This window comes from Citricoccus muralis (assembly GCF_029637705.1).
GTDB lineage: Bacteria > Actinomycetota > Actinomycetes > Actinomycetales > Micrococcaceae > CmP2.
In genome coordinates, this window is the sequence record NZ_CP121252.1 from 77594 (window position 1) to 100408 (window position 22815).

A 22815-nucleotide genomic window follows, 5' to 3' on the forward strand; every position below is an offset into this window, starting at 1 on the left:
TTGGCGTCTGGCCGATCACCAGCGCAGAGAGGGCTGTGTTCTGCTGGTTTGCCGTCAGCTCGTGCGCTGGATCGGTGACCCCGCTGGCAGACAAGCCCATAAGCCATTCCACGCACGCCGGCGATGGTCTCGGCCCGAGGTCCTCGTTCAGGATCGACGGTGCCGGGGCCTTTCGTCGGTGACATGTTCCCATCGGGCGATGGCGTGGGCGTAACCGTCCCAGCGGCGAAGATGGTCTCGATCAGGCTCCATAGTGTCTCGGATTCGTTCTGCCTGGCGGGTGAGCGATGCGGCCCGTGCCGGGCGAGGTCGATGACCTAATGGCTCAGCGCGATCATTCCCGGGTCATCGGAAACGATGCTCCGGGATTTTTTCGTTCCCACTATGCTCCTGTCAGCCCTGCCGTTGCTGGTGCTCCAGGACGTAGATCGCCAGCTGCACGCGATTGGTGACGTGCAGTTTCGCAAACAGGCTGGCCAGGTGGGTCTTCACGGTGGTTGCGCTGAGGTGCAGGGTTGCAGCGATGTCGGCATTGGTGAGGCCCTGGGCGACGAACTGGCCCACCTCCCATTCGCGCACGGTAACCATGGCTGGCGGTGAGACGGGTCGGCTCGAGAAGGTCTCGGTTCGAGATGCCACGGAGTCGCGGCCACGTTCGGCAAGCTCGACCAAGGTGGCGAGAGCGGTCGCCGAGACCTGAGGGTGGCCGGCAGCGGCCTCCGTGACAGCCTGGACAACCCGCTGTGGAGCGGAGTCTTTCAGCAGGAAGGACACGGCACCGCCGCGCAGCGCGTCGAGGAGAAAGTCATCGGTGTCGAATGCGGTGAGTACGACCACGCGGGCGCGTGCCCCCTTGCGGGTGAGTTCTCGGGTGGCTTCGATGCCGTTCATCCGCGGCATGCGGATATCCATCAACACGACGTCGGGGTCGAGATCCCGGACCGCGGCGACGGCGTCGATTCCGTCGGCGGCTTCCCCGACCACCTCGATACCCTGAACGCCGTCGATCATCAGCCGGATGCCGGCCCGCATGAGCGTCTCGTCGTCGACAACAAGAACCCGGATGCGAGCGGTTGATGTCAGGTCCACGGCAGTTCCACCTCCACGCTGAAATGATCATCGGCGGTGGGCCCAGAGCGGGCCTTCCCGCCCAGCAACATTGCCTGCTCCTCGATTCCGAGAAGCCCGTTCCCGGTGCCCAGCACCGTCTCGTCAACGTCGTCGGGGAGACGATTGCGCACCCGCAGCAGAACGGCCGCGTCGAGGCGCTGCAGGTCGAGGTGAACCGGTTCTCTGGGGGCGTGCTTGCCGGCGTTCACGAGCGCCTCGTCCAGCATTCTCAGCAGCGAGGCTGTTCGAGCGGGATTCCGCTCCCACTCCGCGGTCGAGAGCTCCTGTCGTACCACCACGATGTTCGTGCCTCGCGACGCCGCAGAGTCCAGAACCGAGCGCAGTGTGCGCAGTGTCTGCAGGTGCTGCTGCCCCGCATTCTCAGCATCCACGGGTTCACGCAGCGCGGTGAGAATGTCGGCCAGCATGCTGCCGGCGTCTCGAGCTGCTTGATGGATGACGTGTGATGCCTCCCGGATCTGCGCGGGAGCGAGATCGTCGCGGGAGGCCAGGGCCCCGGCGTGCATGGCAATAATAGAGAGCTGATGGGAGACGCCGTCGTGCATGTCACGGGCGACCGAACGACGTTCGTCGAATCGCGCCTGGCGCTTTTCCGCCTCTCGGGTACGCGCCTGCTCCGCCCGGGCCAGTTCAGCGGTTCGGGCTTGCTCGCGCAACGAGGCGATGAGCGCGGCTCGGGTGCCCCGAACCCGTCCCCACAGCAGCCCGCAGCCGGTAATCAACCCGGCCACGGCCGCGGTGACGATCGAAGGGAGCGGCACCTCGGACTGGTAGGGCGCACTCACCGAATCCTGCCAGGCGTACATGCCCCAGACCCCGAGCATCATCGCAGCGACCACGGCCAGATCCAGGGCGAGCATCCGGCGTTCGCCGAGTCGTTTCGTGGCCACCAGCCAGGCGGGCAGCGCGAAGCTGCTGACCATACCGCAGCAGATGATCAGCACGTTGCCCCAGAGGGAGCGACGCAGGGGGCCGACCGCGATACAGGCGGCGACTCCGAGAACGAGGTCCGCGAGCAAGAAACCGGTCAGCGCGTTGAGACCCGCCTCGCCCACGTCGTCGAGCGTTAATCCGAATCCCACGAGATAGATGGGCGCCCCGAGGCCCAGGCACAGCAACGAGGTGAGCGTGGGGCGGAGAAGACCGCCGACGGAGACACGGGGATCTCGGTGTCGACGTGGAGTCGTCTCGGTGCGCTGGGCTGCCATGGTCTTCATCATAGGTTCGGCGATGCGGTGTCTGGATCCTCCGAAAGAACGAGACTGAGTTCGAAGTCCGACCGAAGGGAGGATCCGCCGCCGGCACATTCCCGCGACGCTGGAGGCATGACGATCACCGACACCACCCTCACCGCCCCTCTCACCACCTCCGCTGGCCCCTCGACTGCCCGGCAGGCCGACTTGCCGTACCACCGGCTCATGCGGCACTCCCCGCGGAGCAGAAAATGGTGGCGCCCGCTCCTGGCGACACTGACCACCGCGGGTCTGTATGTGGCGTTCGTTCTTCCGCTGTTCGTCTTCTGGTTCATCGCGGAGGAGGGGGCGTTCGGGGAGTCCTGGCGCCCTACGGCTGAACTCACCGACCCGTCGAACCCGATGGACCTGTTGCTGTTGCTTGGACTCATCGTGATGATGCTGCCCGCGGTGCTCCTCGGGATGCGGTGGGGCGGACGCGCGCCGGGGATCCTGCACTCCGTGCGGGGACGGGTGCGCTGGGGAATGATCCTGCGAGCCGCCGCGATCACGCTGCCCCTCTATGCCGTCGTCCTGGTGGGGCTGTACGTTCTCTTCCCGCCGAACGATGTCGCCTGGCCCGAGGCCACGAGCCGCACGCTGTGGCTCTACGTCATCATCGTCCTGCTCACCCCACTGCAGTGCGCGGCGGAGGAGTACGTTTTTCGCGGCCTGGCGATGCAGGTGCTGGGAACCTGGCTGCGCTCACCGCTCTGGGGCATCCTCATCCCGGTGCCGCTGTTCATGCTCGGACACGGCTATGACTGGGTCGGACAGATTGATATCGCCGTGTTCGCCCTCTGCATGGGTGCACTGGTGTGGAAGAGCGGTGGTCTCGAACTCGCCATCGTCATGCACACCGCCAACAACCTCGTGCTCTTCCTGCTGGCCCCGTTCAGCGCCACTTCCCTCGAGCAGGGTGCTGTTGATCCGATGTCACTGCTGGTGAGTCTGCCGATGACGATCGGTGTGACCGCTCTGCTGTGGGTGTGGGTCTCCCGTCGACACGGCCTGCGGGTTCTCGAGCCGCTGACGAACGGCCACGGGGCTGAATGTGCGAGCGGGGAAGTGCGACAAACGACGTAGTCGGACTAGGTCGAGGCGCTCGTGTTCTGGGATCGGGGCAACTCTAGACTTCAGCAGTGAGACAGCTCACAGTGGCGCTGCCGCAGCGAGGTTCGCGAGACGTGAGCATTGAGAGAGGACCCGTCACGATGAACGAGCTCCATTCACCCCACACATCGAGTATCGATACCTCCGCATCCCCGGACGAATCCGGACCGGGGCGCGGATTGCCCTCCGCCCGGGAGCGCAGCAAGGTTCTGAGCGCGTCACTGGTGGGGACCGCCATCGAGTGGTACGACTTCTTCATCTACGGTTCCGCGGCCGCGCTGATTTTTGGACCGCAGTTCTTCCCCGCGGATGACAACCCGGTGGTGGGCACCCTGGCGGCGTTCGCGACCTTCGCGGTGGGATTCCTGGCTCGTCCCCTGGGCGGGCTGCTCATGGGGCACTACGGGGACCGGATCGGACGCAAGGCGATGCTGATGGTGTCGATGCTGCTCATGGGTGTGGCCACGGTGGCCATCGGGCTGCTACCAACTTACGCGACGATCGGGGTGTGGGCGCCGATTCTGTTGGTGACCTTCCGGATTCTCCAGGGGGTCGGCGTCGGCGGCGAATGGGGCGGGGCGGTGCTGATGGCGGTGGAGTACTCACCGCGGAACCGGCGCGCCCTCTATGGGGCGTTCCCGCAGATGGGGCTGCCGTTGGGGATCATCGGCGCCAACCTGGTCTTCGTCGTCGTCTCGAATATTCTGGCACCCGAGGCGTTTCAGGCGTGGGGCTGGCGAGTTCCCTTCCTGTTCAGTGCGGTGCTGGTGCTCATCGCGCTGTGGATCCGGCTGCAGGTGGAAGACTCCCCGGCCTTCAAGACGATGAAGAAGGAGAAGACGGTAGCCAAGGCGCCGATGCTGGATCTGTTCCGGCGGCACACCGGCACCGTGCTGCTGGCGGGCGTGGTCTCGATCGCCCCGCCCGCCATCGGTTACCTGTATTCGGTGTGGATGCTCTCGCACCGGGGCAACCTAGGGGAGGATGGGGTCTCGCAGAACACGATGCTGGCGCTGATCATCTTCGGGGCGGTCTGCCACCTGGTGACGGTGGCCCTGGGCGCGCTGTTGGCCGATCGGTTCACCCAGAAAAAGGTGTTCCTGTGGGGTGCGGCGATGCTGACCCTGTGGGCGTTCCCGTTCTTCTGGCTCGCGGATACCGGCCAGTGGTACAACATCGCGATTGCGTTTGCCGTCGTGCTGTTGGCGCAGTCACTGATGGCTGGCCCGCAGGCTGCGCTGATTGCGGAGCTGTTCCCCGCCGAGGTGCGGTACTCCGGGGCGTCGGTGGCCTACCAAATTGGGTCGATCCTGGGTGGCGGGTTCATGCCGCTGATCGGTACGGGCTTGTATGCGGCCTTCGGCACCTCGACACCGATTGCGCTGTATCTGATGCTGATGGGACTGATCAGCTTCGGTGCCATGGCGGTGCTGACGGTGGGCCGCTACCAGGCGTCGGCCGATGCGGTACAGCGGTGACCCCCTGACCGGGACGAGACGGAGTATTCTGTGCACAGACGTGCCGTGAAGGAGGGCTGAGCCGCGATGACCATCCACCCCGACACGACGACCATGGCGGAACTGGAGGCCGTGCGACGTCGTGAACGGCACGCTGCCGCCGTGGCACGCACCGCCGCCCGGGTGGCTTCGGAGAGGTCGTTGCCGGCCACGCTGCGGGCGCTGGCCGAGGAGATCCTGCAGGCGGATGGGTTGGCCGGGGTACAGGTGCTCACGAATGAACACTCCGGCGACCAGCTGCACATGCTCGGAGTGGCGGGCTTTCCGGCCTCGGGCCAGCGTGCGTTCTTCTCGCGATTGCTGGAGTGTCAGCGACGGGGTGCACGGCTGCGGATGCTGGAGGTGATGGAGACCGGGGAGCCGGTGATCATGCCGCACCGCTACGCCACGGTGATGGAGGATCCGGCCTGGGAGCCGCTGCGCGAGTACCACCGTAGTCCGGAGTGGGACGCTTTCGCTTCGCTACCGATCACGGTGCGAACGCGCACCATCGGAATCCTGAACGTGTTCTTCACCCCGGGTACTCATATCGACGACGACGGCTTCGAGTTTCTCGCGGCGATGGCGGAGCAAGCGGGGCTGGCCATCGACTATGCCTCGCTGCTGGAGCAGGAGCGCCATACGGTGCAGCGGGAGGAACGGCAGCGCCTGGCCCGGGACCTGCACGATTCGGTGGTGCAGCAGGTGTTCTCGATGGGCATGATGACCCAGGCGCTGAAGGTGCTGAGCGAGGGTAACCGGCCGGAGAGGATGACCCGGATTCGGGAGATATCCACCGACCTGGAGGAGATCACTGCCTCGGTGTTGCAGGACCTGCGCGGCCTGGTCGCGCAGTTGCGGCCGAGTCCGCTGACGGGGGGCGGATTGGCGGACGCCGTTGCGAAGCTCGCCGCGACGACCCACCGGCAGACCGGGATCGACGTGGACGTCCACCTCGATGACGTTGCGGCGTCTCTGGATGCCCCCATGGCTGAAGACCTCTACTACGTGGCGGCGGAGGCGGTGCACAATGCGATCAAGCACGCGGCCCCCGACGTCATCACGATTCGCCTGGAACGCGGCGAGCCGGGCACGCTGGAGCTGCTGATTCGGGATCACGGTACCGACCCGCATCCAGTACACCCGGAGGCAGGAACCGATTCGGGCGAGGGCCACGGACTGGAGTTCATGCGCGAGCGAGTGGAACGCTGGCACGGTGAATTGACGGTGGCGCCCAGCTACAACGGTGCAGGAACCGACGTGTTAGCGGTGGTTCCACACCACATCGTGACTCTCGAGGAGGACGCGTGACCACGGAACAGCACTCGAGCCACGCCGCCATCACGGTGTTGATCGTGGACGATCACGCGGTGGCCCGGCGTGGAATATCGGCGTACTTCGATGTGCTCGATGACCTCGAATCGGTCGGCGAGGCGGTGGACGGTCAGGATGCCCTAGAGCAGCTGGCCGAGCTCGACACCTACGGACGGTTGCCCGATGTCGTGCTACTGGATCTCGTGATGCCGCGTATGGACGGGATCGCCGCGCTGAAGGAGATTCGCCAGCGTTACCCCGGGGTGAAGGTCGTGGTGCTCACCAGTTTCGGGGAGACGGAGCGGCTGAACACCACCATGCAGCTCGGGGCGGCGGGTTACCTGCTCAAGGACGCCGGTCCGCTGGAAGTGGCCTCGGCCGTGCAAGCGGCGGTGCGCGACGAGGTCTTCATTGATACCGCGATGGCGCGCAAGCTCACCCAGATGTTTGGCTCCCCGGCGGGTGGGATCGCCTCGCTCACCCAGCGTGAGCGGGCGGTGCTGATGCTGGTGGGTGAAGGATGCTCGAACCGAGACATCGCTCGCCAACTACACATTTCCGAACGCACCGCGCGCACCCACGTCTCCAACATGCTGGGCAAGCTCAACGTGTCGTCCCGCACCCAGGCGGCACTGCTGGCGGTCAACGCTGGCTTGATCTCACCCGACGCCTAATCGCTCGGGCGAGAATCGCGACAAACGTCCCGGTCGAATCGGTGCCGATGGCCTGCCTGAGGTCTCCCGAACCTTCCTACAGTGGTGTGAAACGGGTCACGCTACCCACGGCGGTGGCCCTCCGCTGAGGAGAGGAACGGAACCATGTCAGAGAAGTCCCTGCAGGACGTGCTAGATGCCTCCGGTGACGTCGTCGAGCATCTGCGCAATGTCCGGGTCGGCGCGTACGTGTATCCGGTGGTGGCCGCAGAATTCACGAACTGGCGCAATGAGGTAGAAGCCTGGCGCGAGACCGCCGTGCTCTTTGACCAGACCCACCACATGGATAACCTCTATCTCTCCGGCCCCGATGCGCTGCGGCTGATCTCCGACACCGCGATCAACTCGGTGGAGAACTTCCCCGTCAACAAGGCGAAGCAGTATGTTCCGGTGACCCCGTACGGCCACGTGATCGGCGACGGCATCCTGTTCCGCATCGCCGAGGAGGAGTTCGTCTACGTCGGACGCAGCCCGGCGGCGAACTGGCTGAGCTTCCACGCGGAGACCGGCGGCTACAACGTGGAGGTCACGGTGGACCGGCGCTCGCCGTCGCGGCCGATGGGCAAAGCGGTGTCGCGGCAGGAATGGCGCTTCCAGATCCAGGGGCCCCGCGCCTGGGAGGTCATCGAGAAGGTCAACGGCGGCCCGCTGGAACAGCTCAAGTTCTTCACCATGTCGACCATGAACGTGGCCGGGCGCCAGGTGCGCACGCTACGCCACGGCATGGCCGGTGCCCCGGGTCTGGAGCTGTGGGGGCCGTATGAGGACTACGACGTGGTGCGTGAGGCGATTCTCGACGCCGGTGCCGAGTTCGGGCTGGAGCTGGCCGGAGCACGCGCCTACTCGTGCAATACCCTGGAATCCGGCTGGATCCCCTCCCCGCTGCCGGGCATCTACTCCGGGGACAAGCTTGCCGACTACCGGCGCTGGCTGGGCGCGGACAGCTATGAGGCGAACTCGGCGATCGCCGGGTCATACGTTCCAGACTCGATCGAGGGCTACTACACGACCCCGTGGGAGCTGGGCTATGGCTCGTTCATCAAGCACGACCACGACTTCATCGGTGCCGATGCGCTGAAACAGATGGATCCCGCCGCTCAGCGCAAGAAAGTGACCTTGGCCTGGGACGGGGACGACGTCGCCACCATTCACGCGTCGATGTACCAGAAGGACCAGCTGCCCTATAAGTTCTTCGACCTGCCGAACGCCAACTACGGTGCTTCCAACTTCGACTCGGTGGTGGATGAGTCCGGAGCGGTGGTGGGCTTGTCCATGTTCACCGGATATAGCTGGAACGAGAAGCGACCCCTGTCCTTGGCGATCGTGAACCCCGAGGTGGAGATCGGTGACCAGCTGAAGGTGATCTGGGGCGAGCCCGACGGCGGTACGCGCAAGTCCTCGGCGCAGCCGCATCGGCAGTACCCCGTGGGCGTCGACGTCAGCCCGGTGCCCTTCTCCGAGGTGGTGCGCCGGACCTACACCGACGGCGGCTGGCGAAAGTAGTACGCGGACGGACCTATCCTGGTCGGTGATTGAGGGGTCAGCCAACGAATGGAGCCCTCATGCTGTTCACCGCCGACTGGTGGGCCCACGCCCTGAGCTGGGGCGGCCTCGTGGCGATGGTCAGCGGAGCCGTGCTCATCGCCACCCTGTTCTTCGCCCCCTACGAGCTGCTCAGCGACTATCCATAAGAGATTCAGGAGACGGCGCCGAAGCCGACGCGGCGCCAACGGATGGCGGGGTTGGTCGCCGGGCTGGTCCTCATCCTCTGCCTGTTCGGCGGAATGCTCGGCGCTGTCGTGTCCTGGGGCGTAAGTCATCCCGGCGCGGGTTTTCTCGGGTTGGGGCTGATGGCGCTGGTGGTGATGGTGCTCTTCGCGCTCGTCGACCTGCTGGTCATCGCCTGGTTGCTCATCTGCATGTGGCGCCCGAGACGGCTTGTGTTCTCAAAACCGAGGACTGCGACGGCTGGGGCGCCTACCGTTTTCACCTGTCAGAGCAGCTGTCCAGCTGTCCCTCCGCGGGGTCACCGACCTGTTGGCGTCCAGCGCGGTGATCGCCGTGTTGGCTTGGTGGATCACATAGCGCTGGAGGGCAGACTGGAAATGGTTGAGAGCCGTTGCATCAGCCGGTGAGCGATGCGCATGAACTCCGCTGTGGCCGGTGAAATGGCTCCGTTGCGTTTGGTGATGAACGCGTAGTGTTCTAACAGCGGGGGATCCAGTGGCGCCCAGTGCAGATGGCGCGATTCAATCACGGACCGACCTACATGGTAAGAGACGAAGGTGTCTCCCAGGCCTTCGGCCGCCAGACTCAGCGCGTGCGTCTGGAATTCTACTTCGATGATGGGCTCCAGGTTCTCTCCGGTGCGCTGGGTGCGTTCCAACAGTGACTTGCGCAGTGGGTCGGTCTGCGACCAGCTGGACTCGGAGAGGATGATCGGGCGATCGGCGATGTCATTGACATTCACCGTGCCGCGGCCGGGAATCGGATTCGCGGACACGTAAACCACCTGGTCTGTGAAGACAGCGGGGGTCACCGCCAGATCACGGGCATCGACGGGAAGCTGCACGAGTCCGGCCTCCAGTTCGCCTGTGCGAACGCCATCGGCGACCTCAGAGGAATTCAGGCCGGTGACGTGAACGCGCACTTTCGGATGGCGTTGGCGAAAGTCGCGGATGAGATCGGTCAGCAGGTAGAGATGCGCGCTGCTGAACGTTCCGAAGGATACCTTTCCTACCTCGACGGAACGCAATCGCCGACTCCATTCGGAGAACACCCGGATATTGCGCAGGGCCTCTTCGGCGAGCGGAACCAGTTGGGATCCAGCGTCGGTCACGATCAGGCTGCGTGATCCGCGGGTGAAGAGTGAGACGCCGAGATTCTGCTCCAGATTGGAAATCTGTTCTGACAGGCTCGGCTGGGCGATGTGGTTCTCGGCTGCCGCACCGGCGAAGGTGCCGATACGGGCAGCCGAGATGAAGTACTCGAGTTGGCGGACGGTGGGTAGCGCCATAGAAACCCCTTGCTAATTGAGAAACTCAACGAACGTCCGCGGATGATCTCATCGCTTCCCCACGTGTCAGGCGTGTTTCGTGCGGGAAAACTCTGGAGTCACCCGGTCAGTGAGCGCCGATGAAAAACCCTGAAATCATGCGGTCGACATGGTCATTATAGGTAAAACCTAGCACAGTCATCAGAAAGTAAGCATTGCCCTGGGTCGATGAAGGCTGATGCAATGACGTGAACGTAACGAACCGCACATTGGAGAACGCCGGAGATGAATTCTAAGAACCTTACCGCTGTGGTCACTGGCTCCGCCTCGGGCATGGGACGAGCCGCGACCGTGGCTTTTCTCGAGCACGGCTGGCGAGTGATCGCACTCGATGTCACTGACACGGCGGCGCCGGACTCGGGGTCCGGCACCTTCATCAGTCGCGTCGTTGATGTGCGGTCCCGGACCGCCGTGGAAGAGGCGCTCTCAACGGTCCTGGGAGATGATGAGCGGTTAGACGCGGTCGCCAATATCGCTGGCATCTATCCGCCCACCACACTCGACTCCTACGACGAGGAGACCTATCGACGGATCTTCGATGTCAACGTGCTCGGGGTGGCGAACGTGATAGCCGCGGCCCGCCCGTACCTGGGCGAGGGGTCCTCGGTGATCAACTTCGCCTCCGTCGACGCCTTCGAAGTTTCCCCGGGTCAACTGTTCTACGGGGCGTCCAAGGCGGCGGTGGTGATGCTGACCAAGGCGCTGGCCCTGGAATTGGCCCCTCAGGGAATCCGTGTCAACGGGATCGCGCCGGGCTGGGTGGAGACTCCCGGCAATGCCGCCACCGGGCGCATGGCGGAAGCCGCAGCGAGCATCCCCCTGGGGCGGGTGGCCCAGCCCGAGGAGATCGCGCAGTGGGTGTTCACCCTTGCCCAGCCCAGCCACACCGCCTTCATGAGCGGGGAGATCATCACCCTCTCCGGCGCGGCCGTCATCCGCCAATAGCGCGCACCCCATTCACTCACATCGTCAGGAGCAACAACCATGAGGATCTTTCCCTCCGAATCCACCGTCGTCGTCACCGGCGCCGCACGCGGCCAGGGCGCAGCCCACGCCGCACGACTGGGGCGCCCGGGAGTGCGGGTCATCCTCACCGACGTGCTCGACGACGAGGGCGAGCGCACCACCGAGGTGCTGCGCAGCTCCGGGGTCGACGCGCATTATCGCTCCCTTGACGTCTCGGTCCCCGAACAGTGGTCTGCCCTGGCGGAAGAGATCCGGCGTGACCAGCCCCGATTGACCGGGCTCGTGAACAACGCCGGAATTCTGCGCTACGGATCGATCGAGACCACCGACCTGGCCACTTGGTCACTGCACGAGCGCATCAACGTCCACGGGACCTTCCTCGGAGTGCAGACCATGGCGCCGCTGATGCGCAACGGTGGGGGTGGCTCCATCGTCAACGTGGCCTCGACCGCGGCCCTGATCGGGTCGAAGGGATATGCGGCCTATTCCGCCTCCAAGGCGGCCATCGTCGCTCTGACCAAGGTCGCAGCCCATGAATTCTCGCCCACCGTGAGGATCAACGCCATCTCACCGGGAGGAGTCTCCAGCCAGATGAACAACGACGAGCCCGAAGGCGGCTCCAGCAGCTCCGCACCCCTGGGCCGTCGCGCGAGCGTCGAGGAGATCTCGCCGCTGATCGACTACCTGCTCAGCGACCAAGCCTCCTTCGTCACAGGGTCCAATGTCGTCATCGACGGCGGACTGACTGCCTGAACACCACATTCACCTCACCCAATCAGAGAAACGGACACGAACCATGTTGACCAAGAACATTTCTTCCGGCATCTATATCACCTCCACCGTGGGCATCGCCTCGTTGATCCTGGTGGGCTGCTCGGCCAGTGTCGACTCGACGGAGGCCGCCTCCGACTGCACGCCAGCCACTGAGGGCCTGACCACCATCAACGCGGGCACCCTCACCGTGGGCGTGCCCGAAAACCTGCCCTACACGAAGGACGAGGGCAGCGACGCCGACGGGTTCGAGATCGACTTGCTCCGGGCCATGGCCGAGGAGGAGTGTCTGAGTCTGCAGTTCGAAGTCATCACCTACGCTAACGGGATTCCGATGATCACCGCTCAGCGTAGCGTCGACATGATCAGCGGCGGCTGGTACATCACCCCCGAGCGGGCCCAGCAAGTGGACTTCACCTCCCCTACGTTCTACGACTCCATGGCGATCATCTCGGAAGAGGGCGCCACCACAGTGGACGAGCTCGAAGAGATGAGCGCCGTGGGCAGCGTGGCCGGCTTCTCCTGGGAGGGCGACATGAGCGGGGTGCTCGGCAGCACGATGAAGACCTACCCCTCCACCATCGAGACGCGACAGGATCTCATCTCCGGCCGACTCGAAGCAGCGCTGGACGGTTACGCGGTAGCTACGGTGGCCTATGGAGACACTGACTACACGGTGGAGATCGCCGAGCCCGACGACCGCATCGCGATCACCACCGATCAGCCGCAGATCGGGTTCCCGGTCTCGAAGGACAACCCGGAACTCACAGCGGCCCTGAGCTCTCTGATCGATCAGTATCGCGAAGACGGGACGCTGGCGAGGATCCTCGCCGACTGGGACCTGCCCGAGGACCTTGTGGTCCCGGCTGACGTCGCAGAGCAGACGAACAACGGCTGACCCCACGACCAAGAGAACGGAAGGTACCCCGCCGTGGGCGAATCAATTCTCACCACCTCCCTCAACATCACGCGTGCTGGCGTTGAAGTCAGGAACCTCTCGAAGAGCTTCGGGTCCCACCTGGTGCTGGACGATATCTCAATGACGGTGGCTCCAGGCAGCGTGACAGCACTCATCGGTCCCTCCGGATCCGGAAAGAGCACGCTGCTGCGCTGCATCAACCTGTTGGAGACACCCGATCGTGGCTCCATCACCGTGGGATCGCAGACCATCGACGCCGATCAGCGGATCCGTGACGTAGACCTGCTGAAGCTGCGGCGTCAGGTGGGCATGGTCTTCCAGTCCTTCAACCTGTTCCCGCACTTCTCCGTGCTGCGCAACATCACCTTTCCCCAGGAGAAGATTCTGGGCCGCAGCCGAGAAGAAGCCGAAGAGCGGGCATTGACGCTGCTGGGTCGCGTCGGTTTGAAGGACAAGGCGAACCACCATCCCACCCAGTGCTCGGGAGGCCAGCAGCAGCGCATCGCCATCGTGCGGGCGCTAGCGCTGAACCCGCAGGCGATGCTCTTCGATGAGCCCACTTCGGCCCTGGATCCGGAGATCGGTCTGGAAGTTCTCGCCGTGATGCGGGACCTGGCCGAGACCGGCATGACGATGATCGTGGTCACCCACGAGATGCAGTTCGCCCGCGATGTCGGCGACCACCTGGTGGTGATGGCCGACGGCGGCATCATCGAAGAGGGCAACCCCGAGGAGATCATGTCCGATCCGCGCGAAGAGCGCACCCGGCGTTTCCTCAATGCCGTATTGGAGCGCTGAGATGGCCGAGGCATTCCTGGCCGTCATCATCGGCCTCCCCATGACTCTGTTGGTCACGGCCCTGGCCTTCACCACGGGGGCGATCCTCGGATTCCCGATTATGTTGGGAATGCGCTCGCGGTTCGTCGTCGTGCGTCTGGTGATCCGCTTGATGGTCGACATCATTCGGGCTGTGCCGCCCATCGTCTGGCTGTTCCTGATCTACTTCGGCGTGCAGATCGGCAGCATCCGGCTGGACTCGCTGACCGCCGCGGTGATCGGTCTGGGCCTGATCGCCAGCGCTTACCTTGCGGAAGTGTACCGGGGCGGTTACAGCACGCTGCCGAAGGGTCAAACCGAGGCGTCCCTGGCGCTGGGGCTGACTCCGACGACGACGTTCCTGCGCATCCAGACCCCACAAGCGATCAGAACCGTGCTGCCCTCGATGAGCACCTTCCTGCTGGCGCTCGTGAAGGACTCTTCCATCGCCTCGACCATCGGGGTGATGGACCTGGTGTTCCGCGCCTCGCAGTTCGCCCGGCAGAATCCAGACATTCCCGGCATCGCCCCGTTCCTGGTGGCGGCAGCGGTGTACCTGATTATCAGCATCCCGATCGCGATCTTCGCTCGAAGACTGGACGCCAAGCTGAAAGGAGCCGGCTGATGGATCTCATTGATTTTCTGCCCCGATTGGGCGCAGGCCTGCTGGTCAGTCTACGACTCACCGCGATTTCCGTCGTGGTCGGTTTCGTCCTGGGACTGCTGTTGGCGCTGGGCACCTCGCACCCCTCGAAGGCGATTCGGATTCCTTGCCTGGTCATCGTGGAGCTCGGTCGTGGCCTGCCGGCCCTGGTGGTGCTGTACATGGTCTACTTCGGGCTACCCTCCCTGGGCCTGCTCTTCGAGAACTTCTGGGCCGCGGCGGTGGCGCTGACCTACACGGTGTCGGCGTACTCCTCCGAGATCATGCGTTCCGGAATCGAATCGGTGGCCCCGGCCCAGCGGGAGGCAGCGAACGCCCTGGGAATCACCAAACGAGACACATTCCTGCGGATCATCCTTCCGCAGGGGCTGCGCTCGGCGATCCCCGCCCTGATGGGGCTGGCCGTGATGTCCTTCCAGGCCACCTCGCTCGCCTACTCGATCTCCGTAAACGAGCTGATGAGCCAGGCGTACCAGATCAGCATGATCACCTTCGATTACCTCAAGGTGTACGCGCTGACCGGTCTGATCTTCGTAGCTTTCGCCCTGCCGGTGATGTGGTTGATCGCGTGGCTGGAGAAGCGCATGGCACGAGGAGCCGCATGATGACATCAGTCGCGCGACCGGAAAACCAGGGCGGGAATACCTCTCGCTGACCACGCGGGTCCACGCCTCCCTCGTCCATCGCCGACTATGAGCGCTTCATCTGAGCGCGCCGCGCACGATGAGCCAGAACCAACAACTGAGCAACACCCATGACTGAGAAAGAGACGAGGACCATCATGACCCGTTACTGCGTGATTGGCGGCGGTGCCGCTGGAATGTCTGCCCTGGTTCAGCTACGTGAGGCTGGTTTCGAGGTGGACTGCTACGAGAAGTCCGACCGCGTCGGCGGCCACTGGCAGCACGACTACGACGCGCTGCATTTGATCACCTCCCGCGATATGACCCACTTCGAGGGCTTTCCGATGCCGGCGGAGTACCCGCACTTCCCGAGCCGCAAACAAGTGGTGGCCTACCTGGAGTCCTACGCCCGAGAGAAGGGCCTCTACGACATCATCCAGTTCAACACCGCTGTCGAATCTGTGGTGCCCATCGCCATCGAGGGGCCCGTGGGCTCGGCAGGCTGGACCGTCACGCTCAGCACCGGTGAATCGAAAGACTACGACGGCGTGCTGGTCGGCAACGGCCACCTGTGGGACCAGAAAGTCCCGAACTTCCAGGGCGAGTTCACCGGAAAGGCATCCACTCCGGTTCCTACAAGAACACCGCAGACATCGACGGCGATCGCGTCCTCGTGGTCGGGGTCGGCAACTCCGGCTGTGATCTGGCGGTCGACGCCGCTCAGAACCACTTCCAGGTGGATGTGGTGATGCGCGAAGGCACTCATTTCCAGCCGAAGATGTATTTCGGGGTGCCCCGCCAGGAGGTGCCGTGGCTGGCAGATTTCGCCCCCGATGAGGTGGATCTGTTGTCTCGGTTGTTGTCGAAGGTCTCGATTGGTGAGGCCAGTAATTATCCGGGTATGCCGTCGCCTCAGACGCGTTCATTGGCTGAGGGTAAGGCGGTGGTGAATACGCTGATGCCGTATTGGGTGCACCATGGCCGGATCGGTATCGTGCCTGGGATTGAGCGTTTCGAGGGCAAGACGGTGCATTTCGTGGATGGTTCCGCGAAGGAGTACGACACGATTTTGTGGGCGACCGGTTTCCACGCGAGTCTGCCGTTCTTGGATGAGTCTCTGATTGAGCGTAGTAACGGAGTGCCCCTGCGCTACGCCGCCGGAATCGTGCCGAAGGGTCTGGAGAAGCTGTATTTCATTGGTTTGTCTGCTCCGCGTGGTCCGCAGATTCCGGTGTACGGGGTGCAGTCGAAGCGGGCCATCACGATGATCCGCCTCCATGAAGCCGCGCCGAACGGTTTCGCCGGAGTCCAGCGGTATCTCGCGGAGTTGCAGGACACTAACGACGTCATCGACATTGTTCGTGCGGTGTGGGAGGAGCAGCTGGCGGATACGGATCGGCTGTTGGCCGCTTTTGGTGCGGGTCAGGTGGTCGGGTCCGCGCCAGCAGCAACTGAATCCGAGAGAATACCGGTCTGACAGGCCTCGGCATCAGGGCCTCTGAGGGTTAGACTACGGCTATGGCGCGCTTCACACCTCTGGAATGGCCGGTGATCCGGCAGCTGCGCTCGTCCGATCGCTTCGGCCGAGGCGAAGCCGTCATGTCTCAGCGCACCAAGGACATCGAGCCACGGACCTCCACTGCAGATCGTGTGGTGCAGAGCGTGTGCCCGTACTGTGCCGTCGGGTGTGGCCAGAAGGTGTTCGTCAAAGATGAGAAGGTCGTTCAGGTCGAAGGCGACCCGGATTCGCCGATCTCGCGAGGGCGGCTCTGCCCCAAGGGCTCCGCCAGTGAGCAGTTGGTGAATTCGGCGACTCGACAGACCGAGATCCTCTACCGGGCACCGTACGCCACCGAGTGGCGGACCCTGGAGTTGGACGAGGCGATCGACATGATCGCCGACCGGTTCATCGAGTCCCGCGCGAAGTTCTGGCAGGACCACGACGAGGCCGGTCGCCCGGTACGGCGCACCATGGGCATTGCCGCACTCGGCGGTGCGACCCTCGACAACGAAGAGAACTACCTGATCAAGAAGCTGTTCACCGCCGCCGGTGCGATTCAGCTCGAGAATCAGGCCCGTATTTGACACTCCGCTACGGTTCCCGGTCTGGGAGCCTCCTTCGGCCGAGGCGGGGCCACGCAACCGCTGCACGATATGGCCAATGCGGACTGCATCGTGATTCAGGGATCCAACATGGCCGAGTGCCATCCCGTGGGATTCCAGTGGGTGATCGAGGCGAAGGCTCGCGGCGCCCGGGTGATCCACGTCGACCCCCGGTTCACTCGCACCTCCGCCCTGGCGGACCAACATGTCCCGATTCGGGCCGGATCCGACATCGTGTTGCTCGGTGCCCTGATCAACCACGTGCTGAGCAACGAGCTGTGGTTCAAGGACTATGTGGTGGCCTATACCAATGCGGCCACGATCGTCGGCGATGACTTCGTCGACACCGAGGACCTGGACGGACTGTTCTCTGGTTACGACCCCGAGACAGGAAAATATGACTCGTCGAGCTGGGCGTACAAGCAATCCGGCTCAGACAACGCTGATGCCGATGCTTCCGGAACGGGACAGGACACGACCCCAGGCAGCCCCGAACAGTACGGTGACGGAGGTCCGAACGTCCGCACGACCGGGCTGCGCGACGAGACGCTGCAGGACCCGCGGACGGTGTTCCAGATCCTGAAGCGGCACTATGCCCGGTATACCCCGGAGATGGTGTGCCAGACCTGCGGGATCTCCGAGGAGGACTTCGCCTATCTGGCCCGCTCCATCGCCGAGAACTCCACGCGCGAGCGCACGACGTGTTTCGCCTATGCGGTGGGCTGGACCCAGCACACCATGGGTGCCCAGTTCATCCGCACAGCGTCGATCTTGCAGCTGCTGCTGGGCAATATGGGACGACCCGGCGGCGGCATCATGGCGCTGCGCGGTCATGCCAGCATCCAGGGCTCCACGGATATTCCGACCCTGTTCAACCTGTTGCCCGGCTATCTGCCGATGCCGACCGCGGATACAGCGACGCTGGACCAGTACATCGAGGGCATCGCGACCCCGAAACAGATTGGCTTCTGGGCCGAAGCCCGGGCCTACACGGTGAGCTTGCTCAAAGCCTGGTGGGGAGACCATGCGACGGCGGAGAACAACTTCGCCTACGACTACCTGCCGCGATTAACGGGACCACACGGCACGTATCAGACGGTCGGGCGGATGATGGACGACGAGGTCGACGGCTACTTCATCTTCGGCCAGAATCCGGCGGTGGGCTCGGCACACGGGCGCATGCAGCGCATGGCCATGTCACACCTGAAGTGGCTGGTGGTACGCGACTTCTCGCTGATCGAATCCGCCACCTGGTGGAAGGACAGCCCAGAGATCCAGTCCGGCGAAATGAAGACAGAGGACATCGGCACCGAGGTGTTCTTTATGCCCGCGGCGAACCATGTGGAGAAGTCCGGGACCTTCACCCAGACCCAGCGCATGTTGCAGTGGCGCCACCAGGCGGTGCAGCCGCCGGGACAGGCCCAGAGCGAGCTGGACTTCTTTTACGAGCTAGGGATCCGGATCCGGGAGCGGCTGAAAGACTCCACCGACCCTCGAGACCGTCCGCTGCTGGATCTGACGTGGGAGTATCCATTGGATGAGCACGGCAACCCGGACCCGGAGGCGGTGCTGGCTGAAATCAACGGCTATCACGTCAGTGGAGAGATGGCCGGCACGCCGCTGGGTGCCTCCACGGAGATGAAGGACGACGGCTCCACCGCGGGAGGCTGCTGGATCTACACGGGCGTCTTCGCCGACGGCGTGAACCATTCCGCGGACCGCCCGGCGCGCGCGGAGCAGAACCCGGTGAGCCCGGAATGGGGTTGGGTGTGGCCGGCGAACCGCCGCGTGCTCTACAACCGCGCCTCGGCCGACCCCGAGGGCAAGCCGTGGAGCGAGCGGAAGAAGTACGTCTGGTGGGATGCGGACGAGCAGCGCTGGGTAGGCAACGATGTGCCGGACTTCCCGGTGAATCTTGCCCCCGATCACCGACCGGAATCAGGGGCCACCGGGGTGGCCGGGCTGAGCGGGGTGGACGCGTTCATCATGCAGGGTGACGGCAAGGGATGGCTGTATGCGCCCAAGGGGCTGCTCGACGGGCCGCTGCCTACTCACTATGAGCCGCAGGAATCCCAGGTGCGCAACCCGTTGTACTCGCAGCAGCGCTCGCCCACCCGGATCACGATGAACAGCAGGGACAACCTCAGCGCGCCCAGCGGTGCTGATGCCGGCGCCGAGGTGTACCCGTACTCGTTCACCACCTACCGCCTCACCGAGCATCACACGGCGGGCGGGATGAGCCGGTGGCTGCCCTACCTCTCCGAGCTGCAGCCGGAGATGTTCTGCGAGGTCTCCCCGCAGCTGGCCGAGGAAGTCGGCCTGGAGCCCTACGGATGGGCCACCATCATCTCGCCGCGCGCCGCCATCGAGGCCAAGGTGCTGGTGACCGAGCGAATGAAGCCCTTCGACGTCGGGGGCCGGACCGTCCACCAGATCGGGCTGCCGTACCACTGGGGTGTTGGCGGCGACGGCGCGGTGGTTCAAGGCGACGCCGCCAACGACCTGCTGGGCATCGTGATGGACCCCAACGTGCTCATTCAGGAGTCCAAGGTGGGAGCGTGCGCCATGCGCCCTGGACGCCGCCCGCGGGGAGCGGAGTTGCTGGACCTGGTGCGCGACTACCAACAGCGCGCCGGGCTGACCGTGCAGGTCGGGCTCAGCCCCGCCGACGAGGGACCGCATGCCGACGAGGTCGCCCAGTCCCCGAATCGTGTTGCTCCTGACGCGAGTGCACGAGAATACTACGATGACACGCAGATGCCAGGATCAACCGAACCGAGCAGAGAGGTGGACCGATGACATCGACAACGGTGGGTCTTACCGAGGCCGGGCACGCCCCGGCGCAGCACCAGCACCACGACCGCAAGGGGTTCTTCACCGACACCTCGATCTGCATCGGCTGCAAGGCCTGTGAGGTCGCGTGCAAGGAATGGAACCGCAACCCCGCGGATTCCACCTGGGAGCTCTCCGACTCCTCCTACGACAACACCGGATCGCTGGGAGCGGATACGTGGCGGCACGTGGCGTTCATCGAGCAGGATCAGGAGCAGATCGAGCAGGCCCGCGAGTCCGGACGGCGGCTGGTGAGCCTGGGGATGCCCAGCGTGCGCCGCGACCCGGACACGCAGGACCTCTCCGGCGTCGACACCACCCCGCCGGACACCCCGGACTTCCGCTGGCTGATGTCCTCGGACGTGTGCAAGCACTGCACCAACGCCGGCTGCCTGGATGTGTGCCCCACCGGCGCCCTGTTCCGCACCGAGTACGGCACCGTCGTCGTCCAAGAGGACATCTGCAACGGCTGCGGCACCTGCGTGGCCGGCTGCCCGTTCGGGGTGATCGAACGCCGCAAGGACGGGATCGCCCAGCCCAAGACGAACCGGGATTTCACCGCCGGGGAGCAGGCCCCGACCCCGAACGTGGGCGTGGCCCAGAAATGCACGCTGTGCTACGACCGGCTCACCGACGACCAGACTCCGGCCTGCGCTCAAGCTTGCCCGACCACTTCGATCAAATTCGGCTCACACGAGGAACTGGCGAAGATCGCCCGGGCCCGGGTGCGGGAGCTGCACCGTCAGGGGCTCAGCGAGGCCCGGCTCTACGGGGCTAACGAGAACGACGGCGTGGGCGGCACCGGGTCGATCTTTCTGCTGCTGGACGAGCCTGAAGTGTACGGGCTGCCCCCAGACCCTCGGGTCGCGACCGCGGATTTGCCGAGGATGTACAAGCGGGCCGGGATGGCCGCGCTGGGCATGATCGGTGCGGCGGCGCTGGCGTTTGTGGCGGGAGGGCGCCGGTGACGGTCTCCGAGTTCGACAGCTACCGTCCGCCCGAGAAGCCCCGACGGCGTCGCGGGCGCCGGGGTCGGCCCGGGGGCGGACCCCGGCCGGGGGCGCTGGACGGCTCCCGCGAGATGGCGATGGTGCCCGAGGTCGAGTTCAGCTCCTACTACAACCGCCCGATCGTCAAGGCGCCGCCCTGGGAGAGCCCGATCGGGATCTACCTGTTCCTGGGCGGGGTCGCCGGGGGCTCGGCGCTGTTGGGCTTCGGCGCCCAGCTCACCGGCAATGACACGCTGCGGCGGAATTCTCGGATCTCGGCAGTGGGCGCGGCCAGCCTGGGCGCCGGGGCCTTGGTGCTGGACTTGGGGCGCCCGGAGCGGTTCCTGAACATGTTCCGCACCCTGAAGGTGTCCTCCCCGATGAGCGTGGGCTCCTGGATTCTGGGTGCGTTCAGCGCCGGGGCCGGGGTGGCTGCGGTGGCCGACGTGGACCGGATGACGGGCGAGCGGTTGCCGCTGGGTCCGCTGCGCGGGCTGCTGCGGCTGATGGAGGCACCCGCCGCCGGGGTGGCGGCGGTGTGTGCCGCACCGTTGGCCGCCTACACCGGGGTGCTGCTCTCGGATACCGCGAACCCCACCTGGAACGCGGCAAAGGAGGACCTCTCGTTCGTCTTCGTCAGCTCGGCGTCGATGGCGGCCGGCGGGCTGGCCATGGTGACCACACCGGTGGCCGATGCCGGACCGGCCCGGGTGCTGGCGATCACCGGGGCGGCCGCGGAGCTGGTGGCCGATGAGGTGATGGAACGTCGGATGGACCCGGTGGCGGCCGAACCGCTGCACCACGGCGCCCCGGGAACGATGCTGCGCTGGGCCAAACGGTTGTCGGCGGTCGGCGGTGCCGGGGCGGTGCTCGCCTCGGTCACGCGCAGCCGGACGGTGGCGGTGGCCTCCGGGGCTGCCCTGATGACGGCCTCGGCGCTGACCCGCTTCGGGGTGCTGCACGCCGGCCTGGAGTCGGTGCACGATCCCCGGTACGTGATCGAACCGCAGAAGCGGCGCCTGGAACAGCGCCGTCAGCGCGGGGTGACCGACGACTCGATCACCACCGCGGAATGATCAGCGCAAGGTGATGCCGGCCCCGGCCACGGTTTCTCCGATGACCGGGTAGCCGGGGATCTCCCCGACGACGAGCAGCCCGCCGGAGGTCTGGGCATCGGCCAGCAGCACCAGCTGTTCCTCGCTCAGGTCGGTCTCGACGTGCAGGTGCGGGCGCACCCAGTCCAGATTGCGGCGGGATCCGCCCGGAACGAATCCGTCATCCAGGGAGGACTGGGCGCCGGCGATCACCGGGACGGCCGCCGCGTCGAGCACCGCGCCGATCCCGGAGGCCCGGCACATCTTGAACAGGTGGCCCAGCAGCCCGAAGCCGGTGATGTCGGTGGCGGCGCGCACCCCGGCGGCCACCGCCTGTTGCGAAGCCTCCCGGTTCAGCTGGGCCATCTGCGCCACGGCATGGTCGAAAACCTCCCCGGTGGACTTGTGCCGGTTGTTGAGCACCCCCACTCCGATCGGTTTGGTCAGGGTCAGCGGCAAGCCGGGCTCGGCGGCATCGTTGCGCATCAGCCGTTGCGGGTGCGCCGTGCCCGAGACCGCCATCCCGTAGAGGGGCTCGGGGGTGTCGATGGAGTGCCCGCCCGTGACCGGACAACCGGCTTCGGTGGCGACGTCGAGCCCGCCGCGCAGCACCTCGGTGAGCAGATCGAAGGGCAGAGTCTCGCGCGGCCAGCCCACCAGGTTCAGCGCGCTGACTGGGGTGCCGCCCATGGCGTAGATGTCCGAGAGCGCGTTCGCGGCGGCGATGCGCCCCCAATCGTAGGGGTCATCGACCACCGGAGTGAAGAAATCGGTGGTGGAGAGCAGGGCCAGATCCTCGCGCACCAGCACGGCGGAGGCGTCGTCGCCGTCGTCCAATCCCACCAGCACCTCGGGCGAGGTCTTCCCGACCAACCCGGAGACGGCATCCTCGAGCTCACCGGGCGGGATTTTGCAGGCGCAGCCGCCGCCGTGGGCGAAGTGGGTGAGTCGGATCTGCTCGGACACAGTGTGATCAGCCATGCC

Annotated in this window: 20 protein-coding genes and 1 pseudogene; 17 read left to right on the forward strand and 4 right to left on the reverse strand. The window is 65.1% G+C overall.

What is annotated here, in order from left to right; genetic code table 11:
* Positions 1–393: 393 nt before the first annotated feature.
* Together P8192_RS00370 and P8192_RS00375 are read right to left on the reverse strand one after the other, a co-directional pair.
* Positions 394–1089, reverse strand: coding sequence for a response regulator transcription factor (locus P8192_RS00370; protein ID WP_270106801.1), 696 nt, complete (start codon positions 1087–1089; stop codon positions 394–396).
* Complete coding sequence (locus P8192_RS00375; protein ID WP_270106800.1) at positions 1080–2339, reverse strand: sensor histidine kinase; 1260 nt, start codon at positions 2337–2339, stop codon at positions 1080–1082. The genes P8192_RS00370 and P8192_RS00375 overlap by 10 nt, the downstream gene beginning before the upstream one ends.
* Positions 2340–2456: 117 nt before the next feature.
* Here P8192_RS00375 and P8192_RS00380 point away from each other — a divergent pair, with 117 nt between their 5' ends.
* The 6 genes from P8192_RS00380 (at position 2457) to P8192_RS00405 (ending at position 8690) form a co-directional block, all read left to right on the forward strand.
* Positions 2457–3449, forward strand: a complete 993-nt coding sequence (locus P8192_RS00380; protein WP_270106799.1) for a CPBP family intramembrane glutamic endopeptidase — start codon at positions 2457–2459, stop codon at positions 3447–3449.
* A gap of 128 nt (positions 3450–3577) precedes the next feature.
* Complete coding sequence (locus P8192_RS00385) at positions 3578–4954, forward strand: MFS transporter (protein WP_270106798.1); 1377 nt, start codon at positions 3578–3580, stop codon at positions 4952–4954.
* Between the two features lie 66 nt (positions 4955–5020).
* Positions 5021–6283 (forward strand): GAF domain-containing sensor histidine kinase, encoded by a 1263-nt coding sequence (locus P8192_RS00390; RefSeq protein WP_270106797.1) that lies wholly within the window; start codon positions 5021–5023, stop codon positions 6281–6283.
* Positions 6280–6960 (forward strand): response regulator, encoded by a 681-nt coding sequence (locus tag P8192_RS00395; protein WP_270106796.1) that lies wholly within the window; start codon positions 6280–6282, stop codon positions 6958–6960. The genes P8192_RS00390 and P8192_RS00395 overlap by 4 nt, the downstream gene beginning before the upstream one ends.
* Before the next feature lie 144 nt (positions 6961–7104).
* Positions 7105–8502 carry a vanillate/3-O-methylgallate O-demethylase gene (gene ligM, locus P8192_RS00400; protein ID WP_278157724.1) on the forward strand — a complete coding sequence of 466 codons (1398 nt, stop codon included), beginning with the start codon at positions 7105–7107 and terminating at the stop codon, positions 8500–8502.
* 59 nt (positions 8503–8561) lie between these two features.
* A complete protein-coding gene (locus P8192_RS00405) occupies positions 8562–8690 on the forward strand; it encodes a hypothetical protein (RefSeq protein WP_278157725.1) in 129 nt (42 codons plus the stop codon).
* Positions 8691–9076: 386 nt separating this feature from the next.
* On the opposite strand, the gene P8192_RS00410 is transcribed toward P8192_RS00405, so the two are convergent.
* Positions 9077–10015, reverse strand: coding sequence for a LysR family transcriptional regulator (locus P8192_RS00410; protein WP_278157726.1), 939 nt, complete (start codon positions 10013–10015; stop codon positions 9077–9079).
* A 264-nt stretch (positions 10016–10279) separates the two neighbouring features.
* Here P8192_RS00410 and P8192_RS00415 point away from each other — a divergent pair, with 264 nt between their 5' ends.
* From P8192_RS00415 to nrfD, 11 genes and pseudogenes are all read left to right on the forward strand, one after another.
* The gene (locus P8192_RS00415) at positions 10280–10999 is read left to right on the forward strand and encodes an SDR family NAD(P)-dependent oxidoreductase (protein WP_278157727.1); all 720 of its coding nucleotides are present in this window, start codon (positions 10280–10282) and stop codon (positions 10997–10999) included.
* A gap of 39 nt (positions 11000–11038) precedes the next feature.
* The gene (locus tag P8192_RS00420; protein ID WP_278157728.1) at positions 11039–11773 is read left to right on the forward strand and encodes an SDR family NAD(P)-dependent oxidoreductase; all 735 of its coding nucleotides are present in this window, start codon (positions 11039–11041) and stop codon (positions 11771–11773) included.
* A gap of 43 nt (positions 11774–11816) precedes the next feature.
* Positions 11817–12689 (forward strand): substrate-binding periplasmic protein, encoded by an 873-nt coding sequence (locus P8192_RS00425; protein ID WP_278157729.1) that lies wholly within the window; start codon positions 11817–11819, stop codon positions 12687–12689.
* Between the two features lie 33 nt (positions 12690–12722).
* Positions 12723–13508 (forward strand): amino acid ABC transporter ATP-binding protein, encoded by a 786-nt coding sequence (locus tag P8192_RS00430; protein ID WP_278157730.1) that lies wholly within the window; start codon positions 12723–12725, stop codon positions 13506–13508.
* 1 nt (position 13509) lies between these two features.
* Positions 13510–14151: an amino acid ABC transporter permease gene (locus tag P8192_RS00435; protein WP_278157731.1), complete on the forward strand. Its 642-nt coding sequence runs from the start codon at positions 13510–13512 to the stop codon at positions 14149–14151.
* Positions 14151–14795: an amino acid ABC transporter permease gene (locus tag P8192_RS00440; protein ID WP_278157732.1), complete on the forward strand. Its 645-nt coding sequence runs from the start codon at positions 14151–14153 to the stop codon at positions 14793–14795. Before P8192_RS00435 ends, P8192_RS00440 begins: the two co-directional genes overlap by 1 nt.
* Before the next feature lie 176 nt (positions 14796–14971).
* Positions 14972–15394: pseudogene (locus P8192_RS00445) on the forward strand (NAD(P)-binding protein); the annotation flags it as partial.
* Positions 15385–16290, forward strand: a complete 906-nt coding sequence (locus P8192_RS00450) for an NAD(P)-binding domain-containing protein (protein WP_278157733.1) — start codon at positions 15385–15387, stop codon at positions 16288–16290. The pseudogene P8192_RS00445 and the gene P8192_RS00450, both read left to right, overlap by 10 nt.
* A 41-nt stretch (positions 16291–16331) precedes the next feature.
* Entirely contained in the window at positions 16332–19715 is a 3384-nt protein-coding gene (gene fdh, locus P8192_RS00455) for a formate dehydrogenase (RefSeq protein ID WP_278157734.1), read from the forward strand.
* Positions 19712–20716, forward strand: a complete 1005-nt coding sequence (locus tag P8192_RS00460) for a 4Fe-4S dicluster domain-containing protein (protein WP_278157735.1) — start codon at positions 19712–19714, stop codon at positions 20714–20716. Before fdh ends, P8192_RS00460 begins: the two co-directional genes overlap by 4 nt.
* Positions 20713–21813, forward strand: a complete 1101-nt coding sequence (nrfD, locus tag P8192_RS00465) for an NrfD/PsrC family molybdoenzyme membrane anchor subunit (protein ID WP_278157736.1) — start codon at positions 20713–20715, stop codon at positions 21811–21813. Before P8192_RS00460 ends, nrfD begins: the two co-directional genes overlap by 4 nt.
* Here nrfD and selD read toward each other — a convergent pair whose 3' ends face one another.
* Positions 21814–22812 carry a selenide, water dikinase SelD gene (gene selD / locus P8192_RS00470; RefSeq protein WP_278157737.1) on the reverse strand — a complete coding sequence of 333 codons (999 nt, stop codon included), beginning with the start codon at positions 22810–22812 and terminating at the stop codon, positions 21814–21816.
* Between the last annotated feature and the right edge of the window lie 3 nt (positions 22813–22815).

Bases quoted from the DNA above. Each gene is read 5' to 3' on its own strand.
- P8192_RS00440 (WP_278157732.1), top strand. From the start codon at position 14,151: ATGGATCTCATTGATTTTCTGCCCCGATTGGGCGCAGGCCTGCTGGTC.
- ligM (WP_278157724.1), top strand. From the start codon at position 7,105: ATGTCAGAGAAGTCCCTGCAGGACGTGCTAGATGCCTCCGGTGACGTC.
- P8192_RS00375 (WP_270106800.1), bottom strand. From the start codon at position 2,339: ATGGCAGCCCAGCGCACCGAGACGACTCCACGTCGACACCGAGATCCC.
- P8192_RS00435 (WP_278157731.1), top strand. From the start codon at position 13,510: ATGGCCGAGGCATTCCTGGCCGTCATCATCGGCCTCCCCATGACTCTG.
- P8192_RS00425 (WP_278157729.1), top strand. From the start codon at position 11,817: ATGTTGACCAAGAACATTTCTTCCGGCATCTATATCACCTCCACCGTG.
- P8192_RS00380 (WP_270106799.1), top strand. From the start codon at position 2,457: ATGACGATCACCGACACCACCCTCACCGCCCCTCTCACCACCTCCGCT.
- P8192_RS00410 (WP_278157726.1), bottom strand. From the start codon at position 10,015: ATGGCGCTACCCACCGTCCGCCAACTCGAGTACTTCATCTCGGCTGCC.
- P8192_RS00385 (WP_270106798.1), top strand. From the start codon at position 3,578: ATGAACGAGCTCCATTCACCCCACACATCGAGTATCGATACCTCCGCA.
- P8192_RS00460 (WP_278157735.1), top strand. From the start codon at position 19,712: ATGACATCGACAACGGTGGGTCTTACCGAGGCCGGGCACGCCCCGGCG.
- P8192_RS00420 (WP_278157728.1), top strand. From the start codon at position 11,039: ATGAGGATCTTTCCCTCCGAATCCACCGTCGTCGTCACCGGCGCCGCA.
- P8192_RS00415 (WP_278157727.1), top strand. From the start codon at position 10,280: ATGAATTCTAAGAACCTTACCGCTGTGGTCACTGGCTCCGCCTCGGGC.
- P8192_RS00405 (WP_278157725.1), top strand. From the start codon at position 8,562: ATGCTGTTCACCGCCGACTGGTGGGCCCACGCCCTGAGCTGGGGCGGC.
- P8192_RS00390 (WP_270106797.1), top strand. From the start codon at position 5,021: ATGACCATCCACCCCGACACGACGACCATGGCGGAACTGGAGGCCGTG.
- selD (WP_278157737.1), bottom strand. From the start codon at position 22,812: ATGGCTGATCACACTGTGTCCGAGCAGATCCGACTCACCCACTTCGCC.